20 protein-coding genes and 6 pseudogenes are annotated in these 26,707 nt (G+C 67.0%); 12 read left to right on the top strand and 14 right to left on the bottom strand.

Going from position 1 to position 26,707, the window contains the following annotated elements; all coding sequences use genetic code 11:
• Positions 1 to 86 precede the first annotated feature (86 nt).
• Positions 87 to 3,005 (bottom strand): tetratricopeptide repeat protein, encoded by a 2,919-nt coding sequence (locus ACH4SI_RS22020; RefSeq protein WP_398298104.1) that lies wholly within the window; start codon positions 3,003 to 3,005, stop codon positions 87 to 89.
• Between the two features lie 203 nt (positions 3,006 to 3,208).
• The gene (locus ACH4SI_RS22015; RefSeq protein ID WP_398298102.1) at positions 3,209 to 3,967 is read right to left on the bottom strand and encodes a PIG-L family deacetylase; all 759 of its coding nucleotides are present in this window, start codon (positions 3,965 to 3,967) and stop codon (positions 3,209 to 3,211) included.
• A 177-nt stretch (positions 3,968 to 4,144) separates the two neighbouring features.
• On the opposite strand from ACH4SI_RS22015, the gene ACH4SI_RS22010 reads away from it, so the two are divergent.
• Complete coding sequence (locus ACH4SI_RS22010) at positions 4,145 to 4,540, top strand: peptidase inhibitor family I36 protein (protein WP_398298100.1); 396 nt, start codon at positions 4,145 to 4,147, stop codon at positions 4,538 to 4,540.
• A gap of 526 nt (positions 4,541 to 5,066) precedes the next feature.
• Here the strand turns inward: ACH4SI_RS22010 and ACH4SI_RS22005 are convergent.
• Positions 5,067 to 5,588 carry an ATP-binding protein gene (locus tag ACH4SI_RS22005; RefSeq protein WP_398298098.1) on the bottom strand — a complete coding sequence of 174 codons (522 nt, stop codon included), beginning with the start codon at positions 5,586 to 5,588 and terminating at the stop codon, positions 5,067 to 5,069.
• A gap of 176 nt (positions 5,589 to 5,764) precedes the next feature.
• Here ACH4SI_RS22005 and ACH4SI_RS22000 point away from each other — a divergent pair, with 176 nt between their 5' ends.
• Both ACH4SI_RS22000 and ACH4SI_RS21995 read left to right on the top strand, forming a co-directional pair.
• Positions 5,765 to 6,388 carry a GNAT family N-acetyltransferase gene (locus tag ACH4SI_RS22000; RefSeq protein WP_398298096.1) on the top strand — a complete coding sequence of 208 codons (624 nt, stop codon included), beginning with the start codon at positions 5,765 to 5,767 and terminating at the stop codon, positions 6,386 to 6,388.
• A 550-nt stretch (positions 6,389 to 6,938) separates the two neighbouring features.
• Complete coding sequence (locus tag ACH4SI_RS21995) at positions 6,939 to 7,082, top strand: hypothetical protein (protein WP_398298094.1); 144 nt, start codon at positions 6,939 to 6,941, stop codon at positions 7,080 to 7,082.
• A gap of 346 nt (positions 7,083 to 7,428) precedes the next feature.
• Here ACH4SI_RS21995 and ACH4SI_RS21990 read toward each other — a convergent pair.
• From ACH4SI_RS21990 to ACH4SI_RS21975, 4 genes and pseudogenes are all read right to left on the bottom strand, one after another.
• A pseudogene (locus ACH4SI_RS21990) lies at positions 7,429 to 7,850 on the bottom strand (TetR/AcrR family transcriptional regulator); the annotation flags it as partial.
• A gap of 267 nt (positions 7,851 to 8,117) precedes the next feature.
• Positions 8,118 to 8,189, bottom strand: a pseudogene (locus ACH4SI_RS21985) (HNH endonuclease); the annotation flags it as partial.
• Positions 8,190 to 8,587: 398 nt separating this feature from the next.
• Positions 8,588 to 9,351, bottom strand: a pseudogene (locus ACH4SI_RS21980) (class I SAM-dependent methyltransferase).
• 552 nt (positions 9,352 to 9,903) lie between these two features.
• Positions 9,904 to 10,164 (bottom strand): peptidoglycan-binding protein, encoded by a 261-nt coding sequence (locus ACH4SI_RS21975; protein ID WP_398298771.1) that lies wholly within the window; start codon positions 10,162 to 10,164, stop codon positions 9,904 to 9,906.
• Between the two features lie 298 nt (positions 10,165 to 10,462).
• Here ACH4SI_RS21975 and ACH4SI_RS21970 point away from each other — a divergent pair, with 298 nt between their 5' ends.
• Positions 10,463 to 11,020, top strand: coding sequence for a hypothetical protein (locus ACH4SI_RS21970; RefSeq protein ID WP_398298092.1), 558 nt, complete (start codon positions 10,463 to 10,465; stop codon positions 11,018 to 11,020).
• Between the two features lie 707 nt (positions 11,021 to 11,727).
• Here ACH4SI_RS21970 and ACH4SI_RS21965 read toward each other — a convergent pair.
• Positions 11,728 to 12,849 (bottom strand): annotated as a pseudogene (locus tag ACH4SI_RS21965) (MerR family transcriptional regulator).
• A 474-nt stretch (positions 12,850 to 13,323) separates the two neighbouring features.
• Here ACH4SI_RS21965 and ACH4SI_RS21960 point away from each other — a divergent pair.
• From ACH4SI_RS21960 to ACH4SI_RS21950, 3 genes are all read left to right on the top strand, one after another.
• The gene (locus ACH4SI_RS21960) at positions 13,324 to 14,055 is read left to right on the top strand and encodes an iron-containing redox enzyme family protein (protein WP_398298090.1); all 732 of its coding nucleotides are present in this window, start codon (positions 13,324 to 13,326) and stop codon (positions 14,053 to 14,055) included.
• Between the two features lie 64 nt (positions 14,056 to 14,119).
• Positions 14,120 to 15,097, top strand: coding sequence for an EamA family transporter (locus tag ACH4SI_RS21955; protein WP_398298088.1), 978 nt, complete (start codon positions 14,120 to 14,122; stop codon positions 15,095 to 15,097).
• Positions 15,094 to 16,338, top strand: a complete 1,245-nt coding sequence (locus tag ACH4SI_RS21950; RefSeq protein ID WP_398298086.1) for a hypothetical protein — start codon at positions 15,094 to 15,096, stop codon at positions 16,336 to 16,338. The genes ACH4SI_RS21955 and ACH4SI_RS21950 overlap by 4 nt, the downstream gene beginning before the upstream one ends.
• On the opposite strand, the pseudogene ACH4SI_RS21945 reads toward ACH4SI_RS21950, so the two are convergent.
• Positions 16,335 to 17,213, bottom strand: a pseudogene (locus ACH4SI_RS21945) (IS481 family transposase); the annotation flags it as partial. The gene ACH4SI_RS21950 and the pseudogene ACH4SI_RS21945 sit on opposite strands and share 4 nt — an antisense overlap.
• A gap of 70 nt (positions 17,214 to 17,283) precedes the next feature.
• On the opposite strand from ACH4SI_RS21945, the pseudogene ACH4SI_RS21940 reads away from it, so the two are divergent.
• Positions 17,284 to 18,365, top strand: a pseudogene (locus tag ACH4SI_RS21940) (integrase core domain-containing protein).
• 126 nt (positions 18,366 to 18,491) lie between these two features.
• On the opposite strand, the gene ACH4SI_RS21935 reads toward ACH4SI_RS21940, so the two are convergent.
• Complete coding sequence (locus tag ACH4SI_RS21935) at positions 18,492 to 19,427, bottom strand: hypothetical protein (RefSeq protein ID WP_398298084.1); 936 nt, start codon at positions 19,425 to 19,427, stop codon at positions 18,492 to 18,494.
• Positions 19,428 to 19,591: 164 nt separating this feature from the next.
• Between ACH4SI_RS21935 and ACH4SI_RS21930 the strand changes: the two genes are divergently transcribed.
• Entirely contained in the window at positions 19,592 to 19,786 is a 195-nt protein-coding gene (locus ACH4SI_RS21930; RefSeq protein WP_398298083.1) for a recombinase family protein, read from the top strand.
• A 97-nt stretch (positions 19,787 to 19,883) separates the two neighbouring features.
• Here ACH4SI_RS21930 and ACH4SI_RS21925 read toward each other — a convergent pair whose 3' ends face one another.
• The 3 genes from ACH4SI_RS21925 to ACH4SI_RS21915 all read right to left on the bottom strand — a co-directional run bounded on the left by ACH4SI_RS21925 (position 19,884) and on the right by ACH4SI_RS21915 (position 23,452).
• Positions 19,884 to 20,804 carry a helix-turn-helix domain-containing protein gene (locus ACH4SI_RS21925; protein WP_398298081.1) on the bottom strand — a complete coding sequence of 307 codons (921 nt, stop codon included), beginning with the start codon at positions 20,802 to 20,804 and terminating at the stop codon, positions 19,884 to 19,886.
• A 10-nt stretch (positions 20,805 to 20,814) separates the two neighbouring features.
• Positions 20,815 to 21,039 carry a hypothetical protein gene (locus tag ACH4SI_RS21920; protein WP_398298079.1) on the bottom strand — a complete coding sequence of 75 codons (225 nt, stop codon included), beginning with the start codon at positions 21,037 to 21,039 and terminating at the stop codon, positions 20,815 to 20,817.
• Between the two features lie 1,144 nt (positions 21,040 to 22,183).
• A complete protein-coding gene (locus ACH4SI_RS21915) occupies positions 22,184 to 23,452 on the bottom strand; it encodes a helix-turn-helix domain-containing protein (RefSeq protein WP_398298077.1) in 1,269 nt (422 codons plus the stop codon).
• 483 nt (positions 23,453 to 23,935) lie between these two features.
• Here ACH4SI_RS21915 and ACH4SI_RS21910 point away from each other — a divergent pair, with 483 nt between their 5' ends.
• Positions 23,936 to 24,280: a hypothetical protein gene (locus tag ACH4SI_RS21910; protein ID WP_398298075.1), complete on the top strand. Its 345-nt coding sequence runs from the start codon at positions 23,936 to 23,938 to the stop codon at positions 24,278 to 24,280.
• A gap of 264 nt (positions 24,281 to 24,544) precedes the next feature.
• Entirely contained in the window at positions 24,545 to 24,760 is a 216-nt protein-coding gene (locus tag ACH4SI_RS21905; RefSeq protein ID WP_398298073.1) for a hypothetical protein, read from the top strand.
• A gap of 669 nt (positions 24,761 to 25,429) precedes the next feature.
• Here ACH4SI_RS21905 and ACH4SI_RS21900 read toward each other — a convergent pair.
• Positions 25,430 to 25,621 (bottom strand): hypothetical protein, encoded by a 192-nt coding sequence (locus ACH4SI_RS21900; protein WP_398298071.1) that lies wholly within the window; start codon positions 25,619 to 25,621, stop codon positions 25,430 to 25,432.
• Positions 25,622 to 25,834: 213 nt separating this feature from the next.
• Between ACH4SI_RS21900 and ACH4SI_RS21895 the strand changes: the two genes are divergently transcribed.
• The gene (locus ACH4SI_RS21895; protein ID WP_398298069.1) at positions 25,835 to 26,689 is read left to right on the top strand and encodes a hypothetical protein; all 855 of its coding nucleotides are present in this window, start codon (positions 25,835 to 25,837) and stop codon (positions 26,687 to 26,689) included.
• The last annotated feature ends 18 nt before the right edge of the window (positions 26,690 to 26,707 follow it).

Genomic DNA, 26,707 nt, shown 5'->3' with positions numbered 1-26,707 from the left:
AGGACTCCTATCCCACCGGCGCCTGGTGGACTTCAGTACGGGGGACGACTTTCGCTACGCATACGCTGGCCGCTCTTCCGCGCGCGTCATTCGATTGATCGTTGACTTCCGCGGCCGCGGCCCAGGACGAGGAGGATGGGGGACAGGAGCTTCAAAGACCAGTCCACTCGCTTGGCATCCTCGCTCGCGGGCTGGTTGCGTAGGGCGGTGACAACGCGGCGTAGCATTCTGAGGCTCTCGATCAGCAGCCGCGGACTTGGACGGAGGGCAAGCACAGAAGCCAGTTGTTTAGCCAGGCCTGGTCGCTGCTCCTGGTGGGAGAGGAGCGCGGCAAGCCGGATCGCGGCGGTGACGGGAATGCGGTTTCCTGTCAGATGTTCCCGCAGCAAGTCCACGAGTGGCCAAGCGATCTCATGTTCTGCCTCGGTGAGCCCAAACTGGATGCTAAACGCCTGGGCGAGATCATCGGCCGCTTCCTCGTAGCGCTGCCCGTAGAGGCGCACCATGCCACGACCGACCAGGCACCACGTCCACCCATGGTTCTCGGACAGGACCCGGTCAAAATCCTGCTCCGCCTCAGCGAGCTGCCCTGCCTCCCACAGCAGCCATCCACGCCTCGCGAATGCAATCGAGCTCGAGCTGTCGATGGCCACCGCATGATGCAGGTCGGACAATGCCTCGACGTCCTGGCCCAGGCCGTGCAGTGCCCAGCCACGGAGCTCGTGGGGCCAGGCATGGCCGCGCGGCCCGTCCTCGTCGAGATCGGACAAGGCGCGGCTGACCTCTTCCAATGCCTCCGCGTGCATACCAAGGTTCAGGAGCATGTCAGCGAGCTGAACTCGGTACCACGACCTGTGAGCCTCGAGATCCGCTGCCCGCGCCATGTCACGGACCGCCTCATCCCATCGCTCCATCTGCCACAAGCATCGCGATCGCTCCGCATACGCCATGGTGTACTCCGGATCCATTCCGAGTGCGCGATCCAGATCCGCTAGCGCCTCCTGGTGACGGCCCAGCTCGCGGTACACCTCGGCGCGCCGGACGAGTGCCCAGCCCTGCCCAGGGTCGAGTTCGATGGCTCGGTTGAAGTCGGCCAGTGCTTCGTCGCGGCGACCGAGGCTCAAGCTCGCGTGCCCGCGGAACGTGTGATTCCAGGAACTGTCGGGCTCGATACGGATGGCCTCGCCCCAATCGGCAATCGCTTCCTCGAAGTTCCCTATCCGCTCATGGGTGAGGGCACGCCACACGAAGGCCTTTTCATGCTCCGGGTCCAGGACCAGCGCTGCGGTGTAGTCGGACACTGCATGCCCGTACCGCTCGGCCTGCCAGTGCACCCGGCCCCGCAGCAACCTAGCGCGCACTTCTTCCGCTGACGCCAACCCAGAGTGACGGAGCAGGACATCAAGGGTGGTGACGACAACAGAGGCCTCGTCCCCGAATACAGCGGTCAACCGCTCTCCCCAAGCCGCCAGACCCTCATCTTCTGCGTCCGCCCCGGCCTGCACGAGCAGTTGAGCCCAGCGCCTGATCGCGCCGCTCCCACGATCGCAGGCATGGACAACCTCCGCGAGCGCCCCGGCCAGCCCCCCACGAGGATCGGCACACAGGCGGTGATACGTCTCGTTCGACCGGTACTCAAGCCAGGCCACGTCACTCCAGCGCTCCTCGGCCGGCACGCCCTCCTCCCGCTTTTCCCGCCAGGCGCAGAATGCCTCCGCCAGCGACTCATGCGTGGCACTCCACCGGACGGGAGACTGGCTGCGTTGCAGCCGCAGCATAGAAGTGCGTACGACATCGTGATACCGGCACTGCCCGGCCTGCTCAGTGACGAACGCCAGCCGACGCACCCACGGGTACTGCTCAGCGGCCTCCACCGGGGCGATCACACGATAGACATCCTCGTTGAACTGTAGGGGCAGGGCACAGGCCAGGGCGGCGGCCCGCCGCGACGGATCCGTTTCCCACTTCAGAAACCGCTCCACTGCCGTGCCCGAAGGGTCGTCCACCGCCTCGGCGGAACCGGGACGCGTCTGTGCCAGGGTATGCACCAAAAGGGGAAGTCTGCCCGATAAGCGCAGGACGACCTCGACGGCTTGCTCGTTGGTGATGCCCTGGAGCCCCAGCAGCGCCCGCGCCTCCTCCTCGGTGAACACCTCCAGCGGTACCTCAGTGATCAGGTCCAACCAGTCGCCCCAGAACCGGACGTCCAGACGGCCCTGCCCAGACAGCACCAACTGAACGTTGGCCGGCAGCGCACCATGCACCTCGCCGAACGCAATGTCACACAGCCACTCATCCAGTACCGGCCCCGTTCGCTCATACACATCGAAGAACAGGACCACCCACGCCCGTTTCCGCGCTGCCTCGGCCAGATCCTCCAAAAACACCGGAGCCAGGCTGCGCACCGGATCCATGACCAGCCGCACCTCATCGTGGGACCGCATCCGAGCCCCGAGCGCCGCCCACAACCGATCCACTCGCTGAGCCACCTGTTGGGGATCAACAGCCCCGGCGAGCGCACCCACGACCGGCACCATCCCAAGCCCGGCAAGCCCAACCTGAGTGGCCACCGACCCTGACAGCGAAGGCGAGGGCGGCTGAGCGACACCACTCTCCTCCGCGGCCTGCGCTCCCAGTACCGACTGCACCTCGTGGGCACGCTGCCGGAATGTCGCCAGCAGCTTGTCGAACCGCCGCAGCTCCAACCCTTGACGGCCCAACCCCTCACTGAGCGCCTCCATAGCCTCCACGGCGCTGTGCACACTGTGATCGAGATACACCGTCGCCGCACCCTGTTCGACAGCGACCGCATCCCACTGCCGCACCAGAGAGGTCTTACCTACACCAGCGTTGCCGCGCACGTGGAAAAGGAACTGATAGCTGTCGGCCTCCGGATCCCGACCGAAATTCTCCCGGAAAACGCTCAGCTCGCCGCGCCGCCCCACGAAACCGCGCCGCCGCTTACGCCGGACCAACTCCTGCCGCGACAGCCGCTGCTCCGGCATCTCCGACCACCCCCGGGCCAGTATGGCAAGGCGCTCCACCATCGTCCGGAGCTATCGACATGCGGCCCCCTCGCAAGGCATAGAACGTCCTTGAGCGTCCCGCATGCCAGTGATCGGTGGGAGTCGCTCCGGGACCACTCGCGTGATCAATAGCCATGATTTTGGGCGCGCGGGCAGCCCTCCCCGCCGATGGGACCACGCGGTCAAGCGGTCAGCTCCGTCTGGGCCATCGCTTCGGTGATGGGGGCGTGGCGGATGTACCACTCGATGGCGAACAGCCGCTCCCGCGCATCTGGCGGAAGGCTGGCGATCACCCCTGGCAGGGCACCCCGTTCCACCTCGGAGCGGTGCGCCAGTACCGCGGCGCTCTTCTGCTCCATCCACAAGCTGACATCGATGGTTGCGGTGACCTGTGCGTCGGGAACGCTGTACACCGCCTTGCGCGCACCGATCACGTCTCTCAGAACCGGCACGGCGGAGTGCGGGTGTGTGGCCAGGTACAGGGCGCGCGGCTGCCAGGGGGCGCCGGCGCTCGGGTAGAGCTGCTCGAGCCCGGCCGCTTGGGCGGCGAGCATGGTCACGCGATGGGTGTGCAGGTGATCCGGGTGACCGGTCAGCCCGCCGTAGGCGTCATGGGTGACCATGATGTCCGGGCGGAACTCACGGATATGCGACACCAACCGTCGCACCGCCTCGTCCAGCGGTGCATCGCAGAACCGCACGCAGCCCGGAGCCGATTGCGGTACACGTGCATCGGCGTAGCCGAGCAACCGCGGAGTGCCGGCGCCGAGGATCCGCAGCGCCTCGGCCAATTCGGCAGCCCGCTCGGTCCCCGCGGCCCATGTCGCTGTGACGACTGCGGTCCGCGCGCCCGCTGCCGCGTGGCGGGCCAGCACCCCACCCGCCGACAACGACTCGTCGTCCGGGTGAGCGAAAACCGCGAGTAGGCTCGGCACGGGCATGGACAGGCCACCTTCCAGCGCGAAGGGAGCCTGATCGTATGTCACCCAGGGCGGCCCGGCGCCAGCGTCGGTTCTCACATCCCAGCTCTTCCAGGAACTATGCGCCGTTTCCGCCCGATCTTGTGGTTTTGTCTCCCGACGCTCTCGCGAGTGCTGCCGTGGCCTTTCAACGCGGGCATGAACCATCTCTCCCGCGGCCTCGTGGCCGCCGCGCTGACCGCGCCCCTTTTGACCGCCGTGGCTCCCGCTGCCGCGTCGGCGACCGCCAGGCCGGCAGAGATCGACTGTCCCGATGGCTACGTGTGCATCTACCCCGAGATCAACTTCGGCGGGCAGCCGTGGGTGAAGCGGGCCGTCGACGGCAGCGTGAAGGAACTGCCCTCCGCCATCCGCGACCGCGGCAGCTCAGTGCGGAACAACTCCGGCCGCACTGCACGCGTCTACGAGAAGCGCAACTACTCCGGCCTGTGGGTATGCGTCACCAAGAGCGGCGGGTCGATCCACGACCTGCGCGGCTACAACCTCAACGACCAGACCCGCTCCCTGCGTATCAACCGCAACGACTGCGGCTGACAAAGTCTTCGCGCCCCGTGGGGCCTCCATACCGGGGTGGCCAGGCGGGCAAGGACCACGTCACGGCCAGCGCGCAAGGCAGCCAAAGCCGCTCGAGGCGCGGCGGATGCCGCCCGGACAGCCATTAGGGCCTCCAATACCGCAGTGGGGGCATCCGCCGCGCGGCCTGGGGCGGCAACGGCTGCTTCCCAGGCAGCCGCCACCGCCGGCCTCGCCGCGTCCCGCGCCTACAACTCCGCGATCGCTGCGTCCAAGGGCGCCTCCCGTGCCAACGTCGCGAAGGACGCCACTGTCGCTGCACGTGGCGCAGCTGCCCGTGCAGGTCAGGGGGCTTGCGTGCCGGAGGCGGTTCGGTTTGTGGGTGAACGGGTGGTGTATTTCTACGCCGACGAATCCCTGCGACTTTTCGGGGTAGAGGACACCGCGGTGTTGGACTGACCTGGGCCCCTGGTTGGGTCTGTTCGCACTGCTCGACACCGGAAGGTCGTTCTTTGTTGCCACCTGCACGTGGCGGGCGGATCAAGCCTCAGCTGTTGACGGCCTCTGCGATCTGCAGGGCGGCCTGGGCGGGCGTGAGGTGTGTGGTGTCGATGACCTCGGCTTCGTCGTGTAGCCAGGCGCGGGCCGCTTCGGCGTAGGGCTCGAGGTATTTGAGACGGAAGGGCGAGGGGCCAAGCAGCGTGTCCCCCTCGATGCGCCCGCGGAGGGTGTCCTGGTCAGCGTGGAGGACGAAGTGCCGTACCGGGATGGCATGTCGGGCGAGGCCCGTGCTGATCTCGCGCCAGTACTGCTCGACCAGGACCGTCATGGGCATCACCAGAGTGCCGCCGGTGTAGTCCAGTACGCGGCGGGCGGTCTCGACCACGAGCGGCCGCCACGGCGGCCAGTGCTGGAAGTTGTCCGTCCCAGGCAGTCCTGGCGTGATGTCCATGAGCGTCTCGCCGACCTTCTCGGCGTCGAACACCCGTGAATCCGGGATCAGCGGCTGCACGAGTGCACTGGTCGTTGTCTTGCCTGCCCCGTGGGTGCCGTTGAGCCATACGATCACGGGACCCGATGCTAGCGCTGCGCGGGCCGCGGAAAGCCGCGGAAACGGGCATGGCAGAAATCCGGTACGGCTTCGGCGTTTCTCGGAGGGCGCCCACCACCAAGCGTCCTGGGCCTCGGGCCTGCGGCCAAGGAGCGCCAGCCACCCTGAGACCATCCCCCTGTGATGGAGTGGCTTTGCGTGATGCCTTGCAGAATTCGATGGCACTACCCAGCCTTGGCCCCAAGAATCGCCAGATGCAGGAAGTGAAGCTGTCCGACGGGATCATCACCCTGTCCCCGCTGCGCCTGGACGATGCGGAGGCGCACCTCGCAGGGGAGGATGAGCTGCTGGTTCGCTGGCTCAGCGGCGGTCCCGGCACACGCGAAGGCGTCGAGGCTTACATCCGGCACTGCCAGGAACAGTGGGACACCGCCGGGCCACTGCGCGCTTTCGGCATCCGGGCAGGCGCCGACGAGGCGCTCGCGGGGACCATCGACCTGCGGTTCGCAGCAGAAGGCTTGGCTCCCGGGCAGGTGAATGTCGCCTATGGCCTCTACCCGCCCTGGAGGGGGCACGGCCTGTCTACCCGCGCCGTGGGCTTGGTCTCCCGATACGCGGCAACGGAGGGCGGGAAGGAGGCGGTGATCCGGGTAGAGCCCGAGAACACCGCATCTGCGGCAGTCGCCCAACGGGCGGGATTCACCCACGGCAAGCACACGCACGGCGAGGACGGGACACGGCTCGACTGGTACATCCGGGAACTGCGCATCGATGACCAGTCACCCGAGCTAACGCGAGGACGTTTTGGCAACGCGTGACCAGCGACCATACGCCCCAGCGAGGACGACACCCGCCAGCAGACTGATCAGCGCCGCTGCGCCGTGCATGTCCGCATCGGGAGCAGCTGCATAGGCCGGAGCCGCGACAGCCAACAAGACCAACAGCGCATTGAGTCAACGTCTCATGATCAGTCCCCCTGGCGTCATGAGAGCAAGATGGCAGGACCCGTCACCGCCGTCCAGAGGACCGCAAGCTGCCCGGCGCGCCTCACCACGCGGGGCCCACGCCCATGCTCAAGCGGGGAAGCTGACGATTCCGACGTTGGGGTGAACAATCGCTGGGCGGGCCCGGGCCTTCGGCCGGTGGGGGAGGAGGAGAGACGGTGGGGAGCTTTGAGGTGGGGGCGACGGTCGTACGGCGCGATGTCTATCTGGGCCGGGTGCGGAGCAAGCAGACGTTGCGGATCACCGCCGACACCAACACGGCGCTGGTGACCGCCTGCTGCCCGGAGCCGAAGCCCTGTGGCCCTCGCTGTACGCCCGGGCCCGGAGCGCCGACGAGTCATCACGTAGGGATGCGTTCGAGGCGATGGCGGCGGGGGAGTGGGAGCTGGAGCCTGCGGTGTGGCAGGAGACGGTGCTGATGCTGTGGAAGCCGCACGCGGCGGTCAACGCCTTCTACACCCCTGACGGCGACGGGCACCGACGTAGGACACTTCCCCCAGGTACGTGACGTCGCCGAAACCCTAGGGGCGGAGGGCCGCCGTGACCGAGTACTCGGCGCCCTGTGGTGGACCCGGCCGCCGAGCCCTCGCCGAAGTCTTCCTGGACCAGGCCGAGCAGCGGCTGTCCGTCCCGCTGGAAGCAACCGTCCAGTGCGTGGGTGCGGGTGCTGTACGGACGCTTGGGGCGCCTCACCCAAGCCGTGATGAGGATCTCTGGAATCGGCCAGGGCTACGCGTCGTCCCACTCGCTTCGCCCCTCAACCGAGTGGGGAGCGAAGACGAGCGCCTCGCAGGTGAAGGCTGGGCCCGCACGCTCGTGGGGTGTGCTTGCCGCACCGAACCGTCGTGGTGTGCTCAGGCTCCCCGGTCGGGGGCGACGGCGCGGCTTACGCAGTCTCGGAGCAGGGTGCGCCGCTGGTCGTGCACGCTCGTGGGTTCCTGGGTGGAGGCAGCGTAGACGTTGCTCACCGGAGACCAGGCCATGGACATGGCGATGACCATGGCCATGACGTCGAAGGGGTCTCCCTGTCTGATGCGCCCGGCGGCCTGGGCCTCTGCGATGGCGCGGAGTTTGTGGTCGTCGTAGCGGTCGTGGTCGCCACGAGATACCCGGTCGGGCGCCGCTCCAGGCGCGCCCAGGTCGCGAGCCGGATCAGATCGGGGCGGCTGAGGCGCTCGTCGTAGAGGCGCACCGCCCAGTCGGCGAGGTCCGTGGCGTCGATGAGGACGACATTGGTGATCCGCTCCAGTGAGGCGAAGAAGATCGCGTCGAAGAGAACGAGGTGCCCCTTCGGCGTGTGGCTGCTATCGGGCGAGGGTGACGGTGATGGTGGGGTCGTTGCAGGCGGCGGCGATTCGTTCGATGGCGGTGTGTTCGGCGGGGTCGGTGGCCAGGCCCCAGCAGGTTTTGACCACGACCCAGTCGGTGATGTAGCGGCAGGTGGCGTCCTGGGCGGGTGGCATCCATTGGGCAGGGTCGCGGCTTTGGACTGGTTGGCGCTGTCGTGGACGGCGAGGAGGGAGCGTTCGTCGTCGAGGTCGTTGGCGTAGGCCTGGCGCTCGGCGGCGGTCCACCCCGCAGCGCCCGAGTTCCACGCCTTGCGGAGAGGGACCATGTGGTCGATGTCGACGTCGAACTTGTCGGTCTGGGTGGTCTCGTCGTACCAGGACCACCACACGCCCGTGTTCGCGGTGATGGTGCACCGGCCGGTGATCTCCGGCGCCACCACCGCGTCCCTCAGCAGGACCTCGTTGCGGGTGTTACAGCCGTCGCGGTCGGCGTCGATCCAGTGCCGGAACTGCTCACGGCTGTAGCCGTCACGGGCGCCCTCGTCCTGGACGGGCAGAGCGGCGGTCAGCTCGGACAACGGAGCGGTGACGACATCGCCCGGCGCGGCCGCGGCTGCGGCCGGGAAGACGGGAAGACGGGAAGACGGGAAGACGGGAAGAGCCAGCATCACTGCGGGGGCGGCCAGCACAGCGCCCAGCACGATTTCCCCTTGACCGCGGCCGTCTACCTGTCGGCGTGCGCCACGACCAGCGGCTGGAAGAAGTCTGTCTCCTGCGGCATCTGCCACCGGAGGTCCACAAACCCGGCCTCGGCCACGAGGCCGGCCAGCCGGTCTTGGCCGAGTGCCCAGTAGGAGGTCTGGCGGACCTGGACGTGCCATTCTCCGCCAGTCGGCAGGAGTTGGAAGTGCTCCAAGTCGTAGTGCTCGCCGTCCTCGTACCAGTGCCAGAGCTGGAAGGTGACGGCCCGTTCGCCCCCGTTCGTCAGCCGGTGGACCTGTGGAGGCGTCGAAGTGGGCCGGTTGCGCAGCAGCTCGTCGTAGGGACGCGTGCTCACCAGCAGCACGCCGCCGGGACGCAGCACGCGGCATCGGCCAGAGCAACGTGGACATCCTGCTCTGTCAGAAGATGAGGCAGGGAGTTGTCGGCGCAGACGACGGCATCGAACTGGGCGTCAGGGAATGGGCGGCGACGCATGTCGGCGGCGCTCGTACGCAGCGTTACCTTCCGGTGGGCAGCCTCTCGCGCGGCACGGACAGCAGCGCGGGGACTGAGATCAGTTCCAGTCACGCGGTGCCCGCGCAGCGCCAGGCCGGTGGCCGGTGTGCCGATGCCGCAGGAGCAATCGAGCACTGCCGCGCGGTCCTGACCGATGAGGGCGTCCAGAGCCTCGCCTTGCCGACGTATGCTCGCGTCCCAGTCTGCGTAGATCAGGTGGTAGTCGTCGGCCAGTTCGTCGTAGAAGCGTGCCACCGAGATGTCGTGCATGGCTCGAGGCTACGGTGCCGACGAAGAGCGGGCCACGTCGTGCTCGCGATCGCCAGCTGGCCGACCTGTGACCGTTGTGAGCGGGACCGCGGACCACGAGGTCCCACCCAAAAGGTGTTCCTGCTCGCGCTCGATACCATCGTCACAACGCGACAGAGAGCCCGTCCCCGACCCGGTTTCCTAGGCCACTGGTCAGGAGGGCTCTCTACGCGATGCACCACAGATCAGGACCGCGAAGACCCAGCTTCTGGAGGCACATCTATGGAAAACGACGGTACCACCCCACCCGTGGACAGGCCCGGGCTGCGCCGGGCCCGCCACCTGCGCTTAAGCCGACGAACCCGCGAACAGCGTCCACGCCCGATGTGGCAGGAACCGCTTCGCGGCGCCCTGTACGCGGCCGACGGTAGCGCCATCACCCTGCTCACCACATGGGTCCAGCACTGGATGTGACCCAGACCTGAGCAAGCTGCACCCCGGCGGAAAGTTCGCCGGGGTGCAGTCGCATCACCGGCACCCCACGAACGGGCAAGACCAGCCTGGCAATCGCCCTCATCTACGGAGTGACGCAGGGCCTGGACGCGCTGCGGGTGCGTAAGGGATAACTCGGACCCCTTGTCCACTGTGGTGTCGGCCCAACCACGAACCTTGACCACGGTGGCCCACCTGGCCGTCCGCCTCGATCCCGGCGCATTTCTGCATGGTCTCCACGGCTTTGAGTGTGTCAGGACCGAATGCGCCGTCGATTTCCAGGGGGTAGCCGTAGGCGTGGTTCAGCAGGCATTGGATCTGCTTCACGTCCTTTCCCTTCATGCCCTTCATGACGATGCGGGTGCGACTCGATGACGACTCCCTCCTCATCCCGGACGCCTGAGATACCCCGCTGTGGGCCCGTCCACCGACCGGGCCCACAGCACCCGAGATCGCCTCGCTGATGCCCAGGGCCCGCGCGGTGCTGCGCCGGATCACCGGATTGGACGGCCGTTCCTCGACGTTGGGTAAGCCCGGCTACCTAGGGGATCTGAGTACCCGGGAAGATCCCCTCCACTCCCCGCCTGCGGTCGGGTGAATCAAGGAACGAGACATTTGACCGCAACACGCAAGGGGAACCATGAAGCACGTTCGAGTCATTTCCAACATCGCTCTCGCCACGCTCACGTTACTGCCGCTGACCGGCACTGCGTCCGCTTCCGAGTCGTCCAAGCATTCCCCGCTCAGGGCTTACCAAGTGACCATCGCCGAGCATTCCAAGAGCTGGGTGACTTCGAAGGGAAAGACCGATACCCCAACGAAGTCGACAAGCGCGGCAACTCATTTCTTCACTCCACAGGACCCCGATTACAGGGCGAACAGCCAGTATGGCCATTTCACTGCGCAGGTGAAGTACGGGTCCTCCAGCATCCGGTTCATGTGGAGTCACAAGCTCAACCGTAGGACAGCAGCCACTGCTACCGATCTGATGGATGAAGTCGCCACGGCGACGCAGAACGGCCAGCGTTTCGGCTGCCATGACACGCATCCAGACATCGCGGCCAATTACCTGGCCCATTCATCCTTCAAGGCAAAGACCGCGCACTATGTTCTCAAGTCGACCGATAAATTCCCCATGGCCGGCAACCGAACGCGCACCATCCACACAGAGTTCGAATTCACGATCACGCTGATCTGACCAATCGGCGGTCACGCACTCGATCCTTGGGACGACCGTGTCCCGGCCACGTGAAGATGGTGTGGTACCAACATGAAAGGGAGACGAGATGTCCCGCATCGAAGGGCTCGCCGAGAAGGGCTGCACGACCTTCATTGGGCAGGCGTCGCAGAGGAACCAACTACTACATACTCCGAGTCGAGCAGGGAAGGGGAAGGGTACGTGGACGTACTGGTCTCCGACAGCTCGGGGATGGGTCTCGGGTTCGCCGTCGACGTCCGTGGAACGGATGCGAGCATCCTCTACCAGCTCGCCGACAGAATCCCGGAGGCGTACGTCCAACTCTGCTTCGTGGGCCTTCCAGTGGTTCCTGGTAGTCACCGGCCAGCCAGACCTCGCCTGACGCACAACGAAGTCATCTGGGAAGACCCTCATGAATCAGGTACCTGGCAATGCCGAGTCGGTGCTTACCCCGGGCCGATCACCGGCAGTTCGCCTTCTGCCTGATCTGCCCAGGGAAGGTCAGCTTCGTCAAACAGCCTTCCGCGGGACCGGCGAAGCGGTGCTTGGTCCCGGTCGGCCTGACCGGGACCAAGCACAACGCTCGCGGGCCCATGCCCTGGCTGTCACGTCCTGGTGCAGCTGCTGCGTGGTGAGGCGCCCGCCGTCCGGAACTGGCAGCCGCCCGGGCTGTGGCCATAAAGGGGCCAGTGAACCTGCGACGTGGGTCAAGTTATGAGCAGGCGGAGGCCGAGATCCGCCGCGTCGAGGTCGGCGAGGTCGCTGTTGCGCTCGGCCCGCTGGCCGGAGTCGAGGTCGTCGCTGAGGCTTCGCACCGCACGCTGCTCGGCCTCCGACCCGACCCTCGTCCACACCGACATCGCACGGCGCACGTGATCCTCCAGATACGCCCCCGGTCGGCGCCAGTACGCCTCGAACAGGCCGTCAGCGCAGTCCCACGGGATGGGCACCGGCTCAGCGCGGGCGCCAATCGCGCCGGCCGTCCCAGCAAGCGAGGGAAACTCTGCGAGGACGGCGGCGAACGCGGGGCAGGTAGTCGCGGGTAAGCCAGAACCGGTCCTGCCATCCGGGCTCGTCGGTGTCGAAGGCAGGACGCTACGTCCTGGCGCGTCAGCACCACCACGCGGCGGGCCACGCGCCGCATCTCGCGCAGCCCCGCTATCGGGTCCCCTCAATGGTGAACAGGGGAGACGGCCATCGCGACGTCGAAGGACTGCCTCGAACGGCAGACTCTCCGCGGCGGCGGCGGCCACGCACCGCGCCGAGCCGGGAGGCCGCTGCCCCCGCATGACCTCCGACGGCTCCACCGCGGTCACATCGTGATCAGCCGGCTCATAGGAGCCGGAGCCGGCCGCGACGTTCAGCACCGTCCGCGCGTCCCCGAGCGCGTCCCAGATCCGCGCGGCGACCCGCGGCTCGGTACGCCGTGTCGCGGTGTAAGCACCGCCGATCGCGTCGTACAGCTGTGCACCGCGCATCGCCAGCTGCTCCTCCGGTGTCACCAGCAGTCCCACCGCCCGTGCCTCAAGTTCCCTGTCAATGGCCGCCACCATGGCGTCAGCGCGATCACGCCGCTCCAGCAGAAGGCCGCGCAGTCGGCGCAGGTGCGCGACCGCGTCGGTGGACGGGTCGCCGACCAGTTCCGCCACCTCCCGCAACCCGAAGCCCAACCGCCGATAGGCCAGCACCTCCCGCAGCCGCTCCACATCGCCCGCCGAATAGGCCCGGTACCCGGCCGCGGTCCGCGCCGACGGCCGAACGAGCCCGATCTCGTCATAGTGATGCAGCGTGCGGACGCGCACGTCGGCCAGCTCGGCTACGCGTCCCACGGTCCAGTGATCCTCCACGGCACCGACTAAGCAGCCTGACGCCACGTGAGGGTCAAGAACCTCACTCACCGCAGCAAGAGCCGAACGCGAAGCAGCGGTCCGAGACGACTCCTGCAAGCCAGAGCGACGGTCTGGTCCAAAGAAGCCTGGAACCGGACGGAGTGGCCCCCGCGTCGGCCGAGTGACATCAAAAGTCACTGACCCCGGGTTGCTTTGGAGGGTTGCCTGATCTCGAGTGATAAATGACCACTCAACAGCGAAGATCGGTTTTTAGCCGTTAACGCCCTATGAGATCTGGTCAATAAGGGCGACGTATCAGGCCACTTGGGGAGAGCCGGATTGTTGGCGGGGCCCGTCACGTGCAGAGTTCTGCTTGAACAGCGCCACCGTCCTGTTGACACGGGGGAGCGGTACTTCGGGGGCCGTCAGGAGACTTCGAAGACCATTGTCCCGAAGTTCCGAAGGGTTCCTGACGTGTTCACCGATGACATCCGCAAGCAGGTCGACACCGCGCTTGATGCGGTGCGTGCTCACTCCTTGGTGCGGGCCGCCGCCGACGGTCTCCTGCCGCTGGAGAACGCCATACGCTGGGTCTTCTGCGCGGGCCGCGAGAGCCGTAGCTTCCCCTGGATCCTCCAGGACCTTCTGAGATGGACCGAGAACGAGAAGATCCGTCGCATCTTGCAGGAGAACCTGGACGACGAACTGGGCTCCGGCGACCCCTCCCACGCTCACTTCCTGCACTACCTGCACCTGCTCGACGACCTGGGCGTGCCGCGCCAGGAGTTCAACGACTACCAGGAGCGCGCCGGCATCAAGCTCGCGCTCCAGCTGGCCTTCAACATCGCCCGCGGATGCAACACCGGCCGCTCGATCGGATACATGCTGGTCAACGAGGCCATGACGCCCGTCACCTACACGGCTGCCAAGCAGGCGCTGACCAAGTACCACCCCGCCTTGGGCACCAACTTCTTTGATCTGCACATCGAGGTCGACGATCACCACGTGGCTGCCCTGTACGAAGCCGTCGACGCGCTGCCCGAGGCCGACCGCGCCGACCTGTGGTACGGCATCGCACTGGGACAGCGCGGCATGGAGATCCTCCTCGACGAGGCCTATGGGATCTTCGACAGCGTCGATCAGGACATCAACATCACCGCGGAGCGCTGGAACCCGCTGTCGGCCACCGCCACGCAGGACAACTGAGAGTCCGCACCCCGTGCCCGACACTGCCAACCCGGTACCGCGCCGGGCTCCGGCGACACGCGGGATGGCCGCGCTGGGCGCGTATGCCGCGCTCAGCGCGGGATTCGACGTGTACGCCGGGGAACGCGTACAGCAGTACAGCCCGATGACCCTGGCTGCTGTGTCGTTCGCACTGGTCACCGTGGTCTTCCTCGGCTGGAGCCTCGTGACACAGGGGCCAGCTGAGGTGCTGCGCCCGGCGCGCGCCCGCTGTTCGGACATCCTCGCCCTCAACGCCACCACCGCCATCGGCTGGCTGACCATGCTCTATGCCCTGGTCCGTCTGGAGCCGGCCGTCGTCAACGTGGTGGGCCTCGCCGTGGGCCCGGCCCTCACCGTGCTGTTCGAACCGGTCCTGCGGCGCGGCGCGCGGCCCCTGCGGGCCGAAACCATCATCTCCTTCACCATCACCGGCTTCCTCGCCGTCCTGGTTTGGGCGAGCTGCGTCGGGCGCAGCGCCGTGGGCGAACTGGACACTGAAGACGCCGTGATGGGTCTGCTGCTGACCCTGGTGTCGGGCGTCGCGTCCACAGGCAACGTCATCTTCTCGAAGCGGCTGAGCGACGCGGGGTTCGAACCGCGTGCTGTGATGTCGGTTCGGTTTCCGATGACGCTGGTGATCTCCTGGGCCGTGGCCCTGCTGAGCGGGCGGGCGAGCGAGCTCCGTGCCGCCCTGCCGTCGGCCGCCGTGCTGGCCGTGCTGGGCGTCGGCCTGCCCCTCTACCTGATCCAGGTGGGCATTCGCCATACCGAGCCCATCACCGCGTCGCTGTTCTCCGCGCTGTCACCACCGCTGGCCTTCCTGCTCCAGCTGACCGACGACCGCCTGTTGGTTGCTCCGCTCACTCTGGTGTGCGTGGTCTCGATCACGCTGTTGATCGGCGCGGGCATACTGGCCCGACACCACCACGAACAGCCGACTCAGCCGTCGGCCCATGCCCCCGGCGGCCCCGCACGCCATCGGCCCGCCCACCCCGAGCACGAAAGGTCTCGCCCACTGTGATCTGCGCCATCGTCGAGGCGTACGGCATCGCCCGGTACCTTCCCCGGGCACTGCGCCGATACGGCGTCGAGTACGTCCACGTACGGTCTCAGAACCCGGACATCCACCTCACCTACCGGCCCCAGGACTTCGATGTCGATATCGAGCACTGTGGTGATGTGGCCGCCACGGCACGGTCGCTGCGTGACCACGGTGTCACCATCGTCATCGCGGGTACGGAGTCGGGCGTCCTGCTGGCCGACGGGCTTTCCGCCGAACTGGGCACCCGTGGCAACGGTATGACGCGGCCGGCCGCCCGGCGTGACAAGCACGAGATGACCGAGGCTGTGGCCGGGGCCGGTCTGGCCACGGCGCGTACGCTGCTCTCCACCGATGCGGAGGTGGCCGTGGCCTGGGCGCGGGAGCCGAAGGTGCTGCGACCGGTCGTCCTCAAGCCCGTGGCGAGCGCGGGTACGGACCGGGTGTTCTTCTGCGAGACCGACGATGAGATCCGTCGCGCGCACGCGTTGATCATGTCCGGGAAGAACCGCTACCGCAGTCGCGACACCGCCGTCCTGGTCCAGGAATGCCTTGTGGGCGCCGAGCACTTCGTCAACACGGTGAGTGTCGACGGCGTGCACCGTACTGTGGAGATCTGGCGGTACAACAAGCGTCCGGCATCCGGTGGCCGGTCCATCAACGACTTCGATGAACCGCTGCCGCCCGGCAGTCCCGCCTACGACGCCCTGTCCGCGTACACCTGGCAGGTGCTGGACGCGCTTGAGGTCCGCAACGGGGCCGCCCATACCGAGGTGATGCTCACCGAGGCCGGGCCCGTCCTGGTCGAGTGCGCTGCGCGTCCCGGTGGCGCCCAACTGCCAGACGTGGTGCGGGCCTGTCTGGGTACCGATCAGATCGAGTGCCTGGCACAGTCGATCGCCCATCCCGAGCGTGTCCTGGACGGGACCCTGCGCACCAGCCGCATCGAGCGGTACTTGCGCTACGTCAACCTGATCACCCCGCGTGACGGCGTGGTCCCGGACCACGAGGGCTGGGCGCCCGTGCGAGCCCTGGAGTCCTATACGGACATGGTGCTGACCATCTCCTCCGGCAGCCCGGCCCCCGAGACAGTCGACCTGGTGACCTCCGCCGGATACGTGTACCTCACCTCGCCCGATCCCTCCCGCCTGGAAGCGGACTACCACCGGCTGCGCGCCCTGGAGACCGGAGGTCTGTATATCCCGGGAGCCGGTCCGCCCTAGCTGTGCTGTCCGGAGAGGTTGGTGACGCGGCTGGCTGGGGTGTGGCCGCTGATTCCGGTGTGGGGTCGGTGGTAGTTGTACCAGTCCAGCCAGTCGGGAAACGCTGCCTGACGCTCATGTTCTGAGGTGTAGGGCTGCTGGTAGGCCCATTCGTCCAGCAGGGTGCGGTGGAAGCGTTCGACCTTCCCATTGGTCTGCGGGCGCCAGGGGCGGGTCCAGCGGGGGCTGATACCCAGCTCACGGCAGGTCTGCCGCCAGGTGTTCTTGCTGTAGGACCAAGCGTTGTCGGTCAGCACGCGCTCGACGGTCACGCCGCGTGCGGCGAACCAGGCGGCAGCTCGTCGCAGGAAGGCCGCGCAGGTGGCGGCCTTCTCGTCGGGCAGGTCTTCGGTGTAGGCCAGGCGGGAGTGGTCATCCAGCGCGGTGTGCAGGAAGGCATAGCCGGCCCCGCTCTTGTTCTTGCGTCCGGCTGCGCGGCCCAGGGCTTTGTGGCCGCCGCCGTCGGGGATGCGGCCGAGCTTCTTGACGTCAATGTGGACCAGCTCGCCGGGCCGGGCGCGTTCGTAGCGGCGGACGGGTTCGCCAGTGGCTCGGTCGCAGGCGGTCAGTGGTGGCAGGCCGTGGCGTTGGAGGATGCGGTGGGCGGTGGAGGCGGCGATGGGGGCACGGGCGGCCAGCCGCAGTGGGCCGATGTGGTGTTCACGGCGCATCCGCAGCACTCGCTCTTCTACGGAGGCGGGTGTCTGGTGGGGTGAGTGGTGGGGGCGGCTGGAGCGGTCGGTCATGCCTGCTGCCCCATGGCGGCGGTAGCGCTGGGCCCAGCGGGCGGCGGTGGGGTGGCTGACCTGGAACCGTTCAGCGGCCCGCCTCAGCGGCCTGTGCCGCTCGAAAAGTCATCGCCGCAGGTGAGCGGGATGCGGTCAGTCCGCTGGGATCATGTCCTCCGTGATCGTGTCCTTGCTGTACAAGGTGACCCGGAAGCTGCTGACTGTTCCATCGGTGCTCCTGCGTCGCGGGATGGCGAAGGAGGCGGAACTGCTGGTGCTGCGGCACGAGAACGCGCTCCTGCGTCGCCAGTTGGCCGGACCGGCCGTTATGAGCCTGCCGACCGATTCTGGTTCGCCGCCATGTCCGGGCTGATACCCCGGCGCCACTGGCTCAAGATCTTCCCTGTCGCCCCTGGCACCCTGCTTGCCTGGCACCGCAGGTTCATCGCCGTGAAATGGGATTACACCGCGCGTCGGGGCACCGGTCGCCCACCCACCCCGGCAGCGATCAAGAAGCTCGTCGTGCGGCTGGCGAGGGAGAATCCGACGTGGGGGCACCGGCGGGTCCAAGGGGAGCTGGCCCGACTCGGGTATCGGATCGCCGCCTCGACGGTGTGGGAGATCCTCAACGAGGCCGGCGTCGACCCCGCGCCACGTCGCTCAGGCCCCACCTGGCGCGAGTTCCTGACCGCGCAAGCCGAGGGCATCATCGCGGCAGACTTCTTTCACATTGACACCGCACTCGGCAGGCGGTTGTACGCGCTGGTGTTCCTTGAGCACGACACCCGGCGGCTGCACATCACTGGGGTCACCGCCCACCCGACCCGGGACTGGGCGGTGCAGCAGGCGCGGAATCTCACCGCCGACCTGGGCATGCGCATTGAGACCCTGCGCTTCTTGTTACGCGACCGCGATGGCAAGTACGGGGAGGCATTCGACGCTGTCTTCCAAGCTGAGGAGATGGAGATCCTCAAAAGTGCGCCCCGCGCTCCCCGTATGAACGCGCACTGCGAACGCATCATCGGCGGCATCCGGCGCGAAGCCCTTGACCACGTCCTCATCATGAACGAGGCCCACGCCCGCCACGTCCTCGCGGCCTACGAGCGGCACTACAACGAACACCGACCCCACCAAACCCGCAACCAGCTACCACCCGACGCCCACGAACAACCCGCCGCGGCGCATGCCCTCAGCACCAGCAAAGTCCTGTGCACCCGGATCCTCGGCGGCGTCATCAACGAGTACAGATATGCGACATGACATGCAGCGATGACTTTTCGAGCGGCACAGGGCTCTCCGGCGCTGCGCCGGTCACGGCAGGACCTGGGCGGTACGGTGGCGGTGGAGGGGTGCCGAGGGTGGCCTGCGGGGCAGGTTCGATCGTGGTCACGGTCGGCCCTGTGGCCTAGCCGTCAGCTCGCCGATCTCCGTGCTGGGGATGGGGGCGTCGCAGTTGAAGCAGAAGTCCACCGGGTCGGCGCTGGCAGCGGTGACGACCTCCTGGGCCATGGTGCGTCGCCTGCAGCGGGGGCAGTCGCTGATCAGTTCCTGCGGCTCGAAGTGGCGGTACGACATGTACTGGTCTGCCGCGTACTCGGGATCGAAGCTGCCAAAGGGGTAGTTGCAGAAGTGGCAGCGGTCTCGGGTGATGAGGGCCAGTTCGCCGCACTCTTGGCATTCGAGCGTGCGGTGCGCCACGTCCTTCAAGGTGCCGAGCAGTCGCTTTCTGCGTTCGGTGCGGTAGGCGTGGATGTTCCGCAGCCCCGTCCTGAGCTTCCTGAGCATGTCCTGCCGGACCCATTTCACCGCGTCGTCGCTCAGCTGTGGCTGGAGTTCGTTGTCGAGGAAGCGGACGAGGAAGTCCAGGACCTGCCCGGCTCGGGCCTCTACGGCGCGGGCGTTGTGGGTGAGGCCGTAGTGCTGGAGGGCGTTGCGGTCCCGGCCCAGGCTCTTGAGCGCCTTCTGCTCGGTGGCGGTGAGGGTGACCCCGGCGATCTCGTTGAGCCGGGTAACGGTGTCGGTGATACCGCAGCTTTGGAAGTTGCCCGACTCGAAGGCCCTGCGGGTGGCTTTGCGCGGATCGTCGAAGACCAGGCTCCAGTGTTCTTGCTGAAGTCGGGCCTTGAGGAGTACTTCGGCGGCTGCGTGGAGGTGGAGCACCGCGTACTTGAGTTCACGCGGCCCGACCTTGTCGGCGGTGAGGTGGTTCACGACGCCGACGAGGTAGTCCATGCCGTTGGGGATCGGCGGGAAGTCCAGCTGCACCCCCGGCATGTCGGATGATTCACCCGATTCCCTGGCATTCTGATTCGGCGTCAGCATACGCACAGGATAACCGTGATTATCCTGTGCTTTCCTTACGGCCAGCCGGAGGGAGCGATCAAGCTCCGCCGCGGTCGCCGCATCAAGGGGGAGAAGGCCGAGTATGCGTACGGCGCCCCGCCGTCGGGTGGCAGGCCCACAAGAACGAGCTGATCTAGGAAGAGATGGAGCAAGGCGACCGCACCTGCCAGCTCCGAGACGAGGACGAACTGTCCTTCCATGAAATCGCCGCGGTACTCAAGGCCGAGGGCATCCGATCCAAGCGCGGGGAGCGCTGGCATCCAGAGACTGTCCGTCAGCTGCTCGTCAACCCGACCGATAAGCCGCCGACCCTATACCCGCGCCAGCGCACCTCGTAGGACAAGGCCCCGAGCCCTGGCTGGGCTTCCCCATGACGGAGCTTAGGCGGCCCTACCCGGTGCCTGCGCCATGACTGACGGCGGGCGGGGGGGCGACTCAGGCGGTGCTGTTTCGCCGCCCCAGCCGCCAAAAGCGTGCTGGCTCCGCCTTCGCCGCCTCATCTGCCTCGGCGGCCCCAACATCAACGGGCCGCGCTGCTTCGAGGAGAGCTACTGCCACGGCAGCGACCTCATCGACCGCACGGACCCTCGCCACCGCGGCGAGAAGAGAATCGGCCGCCTCGGCATGTCCCTGTTCCCTCAAACGAAGGGCCAAGGCGGCGATCTCGGCCGGCGTCCGGGTAGCAGCACCCGCCATCAGCGCATACATGGCGTCAGCGGGACCCGCTTCAGCGACTTGCGAAGCGAGGACGCGAGTATCAGACGACACCGCCGAGACATCACGGGCAGGGGGCTTCCCTTGCGCGTCTCGGAGCCAGTCAGCAGCGTTCACCCAATCGTCGCTCGGGTGGCCACAGGCTCGGGCAAGCGCCGCAACCACGTCACGGCTGGGCACCCTTGTGCCGTTGAGGGCGTCAGATACGGTGCTTCGCGCTACTCCAGCTTGCACTGCGGCCTCCCGCAGAGAGAGCCCGGACTCGCGGATCAACTCACGCAGGGCGCGTTGGAAGCCTGACAGGTCGGTAGCCGCTGCCAGCAGTTGTGAGGACTCTTGCGGAGAAGACAGCTCCAGGCGCAGTCTGGCCTCCTCCCTCTTCTCCTCACGTTCCGCCAATGCGGCCGAGTACTGTCGACGCCACGGACCAACGTCCGCTTCACGGTCGAGGGCGCGGATGAAAAGCGCCACGACGTCCCAGGAGGGCAGGACCCGCCCAGAAAGCATGCGGGAAATCGTGGCTTGCGACATCCCGGCCATGCGGCCGAGCGACTCGTAGGTGGGGTTTCCCCGCCTGGCCCGGAGGTCGCGAAGCTGAGCTGCGAGCTTCGCGACCTCCGAGCCCATGTGCTGGTTGCTCACAGCCGTGCAGTTAGTCCGCAGTGCCCGTCACCGGGACCGCAGCCTTCGCAGCGGTCAGGCGCCTGGCGGCCTCAACGGCCGTGAGGCTTGCCGCGACCACCTCGACGCTGGTCGCCACGGGCATGTCGACCGCGGTAAGGCCGCCAATCGCCGTGGTGATGACCAGGATCACGACAACGAACACCTTCTTCGAGGGCTTGGTGGTGCGGTCTGTAGTGTCCTTCTCGGGCACCACGCATGCGGCCTTGCCTGTCCGCCGAGTCCATCGAGTCATCTCTACCCCTATGTCTTGTCAATGCGGTTGTGGTCCAGATCCCTCGTCAGGCCGCCTTCAGCACCAAGGAGTTGCAGCCCCTTAGCCGACGGCCGTCCGTGAACCTTGATGGTGCATACGAACGGCGTTGGCGGCAAGTTCCCGCCGAAACGGAAGCAGGCCCCTCACTTTTGTGAGGGGCCTAGTTCTGAAGTTGTGGCTTGTGCCGCCCTCTGCTGCAACAGTTGGCGACCCACTTCCCCTTGACGATCTGGACCACAGAAGACATGGGGTTCCGGCATCACTGCCGGGCTCGTGCGACCCACTCTTGGGTTTTCACCCTGCGTCCGGCAACTTGATCGGACACTCAATTCTTTCCGGACACTCTTCGCTTGCCGGACCAGGCCGTTGGAGAGCCTTAGATCCGATCAGAGCCTTTGCCGGACACCTCTTGCACACACGGGCAGAGTCGCGCGAGGGGCGAAGATTGCGCGAGTCCGGCGGGTTGTCGACGTGCGCCGACGATGATCGCCGTGATAGTCGCTCGCCGCGCCTTAGGGGCCAGTCCCAAGTCCCAGGCGCCGCCTCCTGCGGCCACCGTCAACTCCAGGTCCAGTCGGCAAGGCGCCACAGAGGTCGATCTGGACAGACAGACGAGGTCCGTGGTCCAGGGTCGGGCGTTGGCAGTGACCGCGCCGTCCAGTGTGCCGTCGGCCGCGACTGGCCGGAGGATCGCCAGGCACCCGTGGTTGAACAGCACCGCCTCGCCTCGTCCGTGCGTTCGTCGCCGACGGCCACGCGCCCGCCGGTCTTGCGTCAGCGCACGTACGACGGCCAGACGGACCGGCCGGCGGTGCGAGGTGCTCGACCGCGCCGTCCGGGTGCTCCGTCCAGGCCAGCAGCGCGTCCTCCCGCTCCTCGTCCAGGTCTTCGTCGAGGACCCGGGCCCAGCCGCATTCCGGGCAGTGCACAACGAGCCGCCTGTCGGTCTACGGACACGGGCAGGACGGCGCTGTGCCGCAGCACCGGATGGATCACTCCTGCCTGCCTCGCCTCCTCACGCTCCTCGTTCACGGCCCGACGCGAGAGCCCCGCTCGCACCCCCTTGCGGGGTCAGAGCTACCGATCACACCAGGTCGGGCTGCCAGATGACCCGGTCGCGGTCGGGATAGACGTTCGCTGTGGGGGACAGTTTGTACGAGCCCGCGTTGGCGTCCTCGGCAACCACCCAGCCCACTCCCTGGTAGGCGGAAGGCGCTTCCTCCCGGGGTACAGTGCACTGCCGGGGGGCCGTGATGACGGTCTTTCCTGCCGCGATGTCGAGAGGATGGGTGCTCGGCGTCTTCGGGCACGGATGGAACTTGTTGGCCTGTGCGTACTCCAGGCGAATCCTGACGGTTGTTGTCCTGCTCGCATGGTTAGTGATCTTGAGGGCGAAGGAAACGCGCTCCGTTTCGACGCGTGCACAAACTCTCCATGCTGTCGCGCCCGGTCCCGCGAACGGGACGCTGCATCGGCTGTCCTCCCCCAGGGTCCCCTTCTCCAGGCCTGGAGACTCCGAGGGGACTGTTCCCGGGCCTTCCTGCGGGGAAGGAGCCTGGCTGGCCGGAGCCGACGTCTGGGGGGTACCCCCCTCGGAACCGCTCCTGGTCTCCTCGTCACCGTCGGCTCCCACCACCGCCGCGGTGACGATGGCCAGCGCGGCAGCCGCAGCCGTCACGCTTCCCCAAGCCTTGATCCACCCAGGCCGGTCAGGCTGCAGCCGTCGCCTCCAGCTGCGACGAGGGGTGCCGGGCGATCCGTCCCCTGTGACCAGCGGTGGCCGGGCCGAGGTTTCCTCGTCAGCCGCAGCAGCAGGCGCGGTGGTCGTCGTGCGGGCGAGCGGTGGCCCGGGGGCTTCGGGGGTGTTCTGGCGATGGCCGGCCGCCGACGGAGAAGGAGGGGGTGCTTCGCACGCAGAAGGGGCAGCTTCGGCATCGGCCGAAGAACTCGAATGGAGCGCTGCCACAGACGAATTGCGGAAGTGAGCTTGTGCGGCAACTCTCCAGCCAGTCGGATACCTGCGCTCCAGCTGGACCTGCACGAGATCGACCCTCTCGCCGAGCTGCATTACTCGCCGGGCTTGTGCTCCCTGTAGCCCCAGGGCTCGAACGATGTCCTGGGACAGGCCCTTGCCCGGCAGAGCCGCACCGCCGGTCGTGATGATCTTGCGGCCGCTCAGCCACTTGGAGACCCGGCTCGGGCTGACGCCCCCCAGTTTGCTCAGCTCGGTGAGTCTGCTGGCGAGCTGCTGCTGCTGCACGCCTAACGCACGGCAGACCTCCTTGACCTCGCTGGCCCACTTATCGAGTGCATCACCGAACTCGTCGATCAGTTCTTCGTTGGTACTTCCCACCCGGCAGGCCCTTCCCGCTTGCACGCCGACACCGAATTCCGCAGGTCAGTACGGTGAAAGTTGCACTGCAACATGTACCGCCCCTACATCTGTGCTCTCTCCTGAACCTTTGGGGCAGTGTCGGTTCTGGCGGCGCGTTCACGTCGCCGCCGAATCCCGCAACCACCCGAAGCGTGAGAGAGGAACAAACCATGTATCGAACAATTGCCCGAATGTATGGAGGTGTGTCGATGGCCGCTCTGGCCACCGTCGTACTGGGAGTCGCAACCGTGACCATCCCGCCCACCAAGGCCGAGGCCGCCCCGCCCGGCCGGGCCTGCCTCTTCCTGGACAAGGAGGGCGCGCGCTTCGCCGGCAGGACCTACGGGCACGTGGCCTGGGCGATCCGGGACCCCAGGAACAGCAGCCGCTGGATCTGGGGCTCGACCGACAACGCCCAGGGAGACAGCTACACCCCGGCGGGCAAAGGACAACGGCAGCTGGATGAGGAGCGGCAGCTGGAACAAGATCCGAGAGAACCTCAAGCCGGACCCCGGCCACCACAAGGACCTCTACGACGCCTACCGGTGCATCAACACCGCAGGCGGCGACGTCGCCGCCGCGCAGCGCACCTTCAGGGCCATGAGGGACAACGGCTATCAGATCGCGTACAACAACTGCCTCACCAAGGCCGTCGCAATCTTCCGCAAGTACAGCCCGGCCCTGAGCCGCGCCCATCTGCCCAATGGCGGCGGCACCCCGCCCAACTCCTACTTCGGGCCGGTCCTGACCAAGTACGCCCGAGGCTGGGAGAAGCCCCACACCTTTACCCCGATCCACCACAAGTAAGCAGCGATCAGCATGTGCCAGTGATGCAAGGGCAACGGCAGTGCACCACCTGCGACGGCTCCGGATCCCGGGGAGCTGTTCACCTGCTCCAGTTGCAAGGGCAGCGGCGACTGCAAGGCGTGTGACGGACGCGGCTGGCCGACTCGCAGCACCCCTGCCCGGCCTGGGGGCCCGCCGCACGGTGGGCCCCCAGGCCGCTAGCAAGACGCCGTGAATCCAATACGGTTCTGGTGCATATCGGACTTGATTAGGCATCATCGGATATTGAAGCAGAAGGGGCTGGAAAACATGGAGCCGTGGGAGATGCGAGACGCCGTCGAGGACGGAGTTCGCGCGGCGCACGGACTGCCGAGAAGCGACCGAGGTGAAGCGGGGTGCCTGAAGTTCTTCGCGATCGGCTGCGGTGGATTCGTCCTCCTCGGCTTCGTCGCGATCTGGGTGTATTTCTTCTTAAACTTCCCCTTCGGTGGAAAGGGCTGAGGCTGCCGGTGACGGTCGGCAACGTCCGAGGCGGGCGCGGCTGACGGCTCCTTCGGGGGCAGCCTCCCGGCGGACCTTCTCCGTGAGGAGGTTTCGGAGTTCCGCGCCAAACTGGCCTGTCTGTGCCGTGACCCCGGTTGGCTTGGCCGAGGCGGCTTCCGGTGGCGGGTCGAGGTCGTCCAGCCGGGCTGCCAGCGCACGCAGTTCCGTGAGCGCCCCGAATACCTCGGCGCACCTTGACCACGTCGGCCACGCAGTCGACCGCAGCCTGCGGGGATTCGTCCACGAACTGGCAGAACCGGCCCTCCAGCTCGAAGAACGTCAGCATCAGCACGAAGTCGAGCCGGGCCGGACTTGTTCGCGACCAGGGCCCAGGCACTGCCGACTGGCGTCCAGTACGCCACCACGTCCTCGGGCGACCACTCCCGGCGCATGAACGCTCCCGTCCCTCCGCCGATTACTCGTTCGGCCTAACGAACTAGCCGGACACGAAGCAACGGGAAGACGGAGGGAAGCGGCGGCTACTTTGCGCCGTGGGGCAGAGATAGCAGACCAGGGCCGTCTCGTGAGGCGCCGGCGATAGCGAGTCCGACTGCGCCGCCCCAGGCCACGTGGGAGATTCTGCTACCCCGCAGGTGCACGGTCAGGTAGTGGGGCGCCCCCGCCCGTTCAGGCGATGATCGTGTGGAAGAAGAGGAGTGCGGCCGCGAAGGCAGCACCGCAGGCCAGGCCACCGCTGGCGACGGCCCCACCGGCGAGCACGGTCAGGATCCCTGCACCGAGACCGGTGAGCACGCCGAGCAGCAGGATGATCGCGGTGCGCAGGCTGAGGAGTGGCTGCGGGTTCAGGTTATTCACCATCAACTCCGGTCATCGAAAAGGGAAGGCGGCGGCCGTCCCGGCGGGCGGTTGCGTCGTTGATGCTGTAGCGGCCGCACAGCCACCTCCCCCCGTGTGGCGTGAGTCACACTGCGAGTTCGGGTTGGAAGCGGGGGGGAGATCCACGATGCCTGCCTAAGACCTGGGTGTCAGGTTCGATGGCCCTGCTGGCCATGGTGATGTGAGGGAGCGGACGTGCCGGACAAAGCCAGGGAGGAGTTCGCTCCCGACGATGAGTTGTGTGCCGACGACCCGGCGCAGCGCAGTTCGATGAATCTACTGAGCCTGGAGACCGAACTCGCTCTCGGTGCGGGCGCACAGGAGAGCGCCAAGGCGAGGGCAGCACGCCTGGAAGCCGATCAACGGCTAGTAGATTTTCTGCGGCGCGACGGATTCCAGGGCCCCCGCTACGACAAAGCAGCCGCCGGCTGGTGGAGCTACGGCTGGCGCATCATGGTCAAGTGGACAGGCACCGGCGAGGCCTTCGTCCGCTCACAGCAGGCCGGCCGGCCCGTTCCGCCCAGCATGATCACCAGCACTTGGAGCAAAGACGACCGTTACCAAGTGGCCACCGACTCCGTCATCGCCGGCATGGAGCTGTTCCGCGAGCGCGGACTGGTCCAGGCACAGTGGAAACCGCAGGGTGGCGCCAGCCTCACCACCTACGTCGCCGGTGCCACCATCCGCTCTTTCCGACCCGCCTACATGAGCTGGTTCCGCGGCCAACAGATGGGGCAAGCTGAGCTGCAGGCACGCACCGACGACGGAATCGGCGACGAACCGCAGCGTGACATCCCCGACCAGCGGGCCATCGACCCCTACTACGCCGCAGCCACCAGCGATGAGCTCGCCCAGATCCTGCCTCACATCACCGACTCGCAAGTGCGCGAAGGACTCGGCTGGCGGGCCCTGGGCTATACCCAGGCTGAGGCCGCGGCGCGGATCGGCCTGACAGAAAAGGCCCTGGAGCGCCGCATCAGCCGGGCCCGCACCAAGATCCAGATTGCCTACGTGCATGCGTCCGAACTCGGAGAGGAGGGAGCACGGTGAGCGTCCGGAAGGACACTG

The sequence above is a fragment of the Streptomyces sp. NPDC021212 genome, from assembly GCF_044332925.1.
In the GTDB taxonomy this organism is placed as follows: Bacteria; Actinomycetota; Actinomycetes; order Streptomycetales; family Streptomycetaceae; genus Streptomyces.
This window is presented reverse-complemented; position numbering and strand designations above follow the sequence as displayed.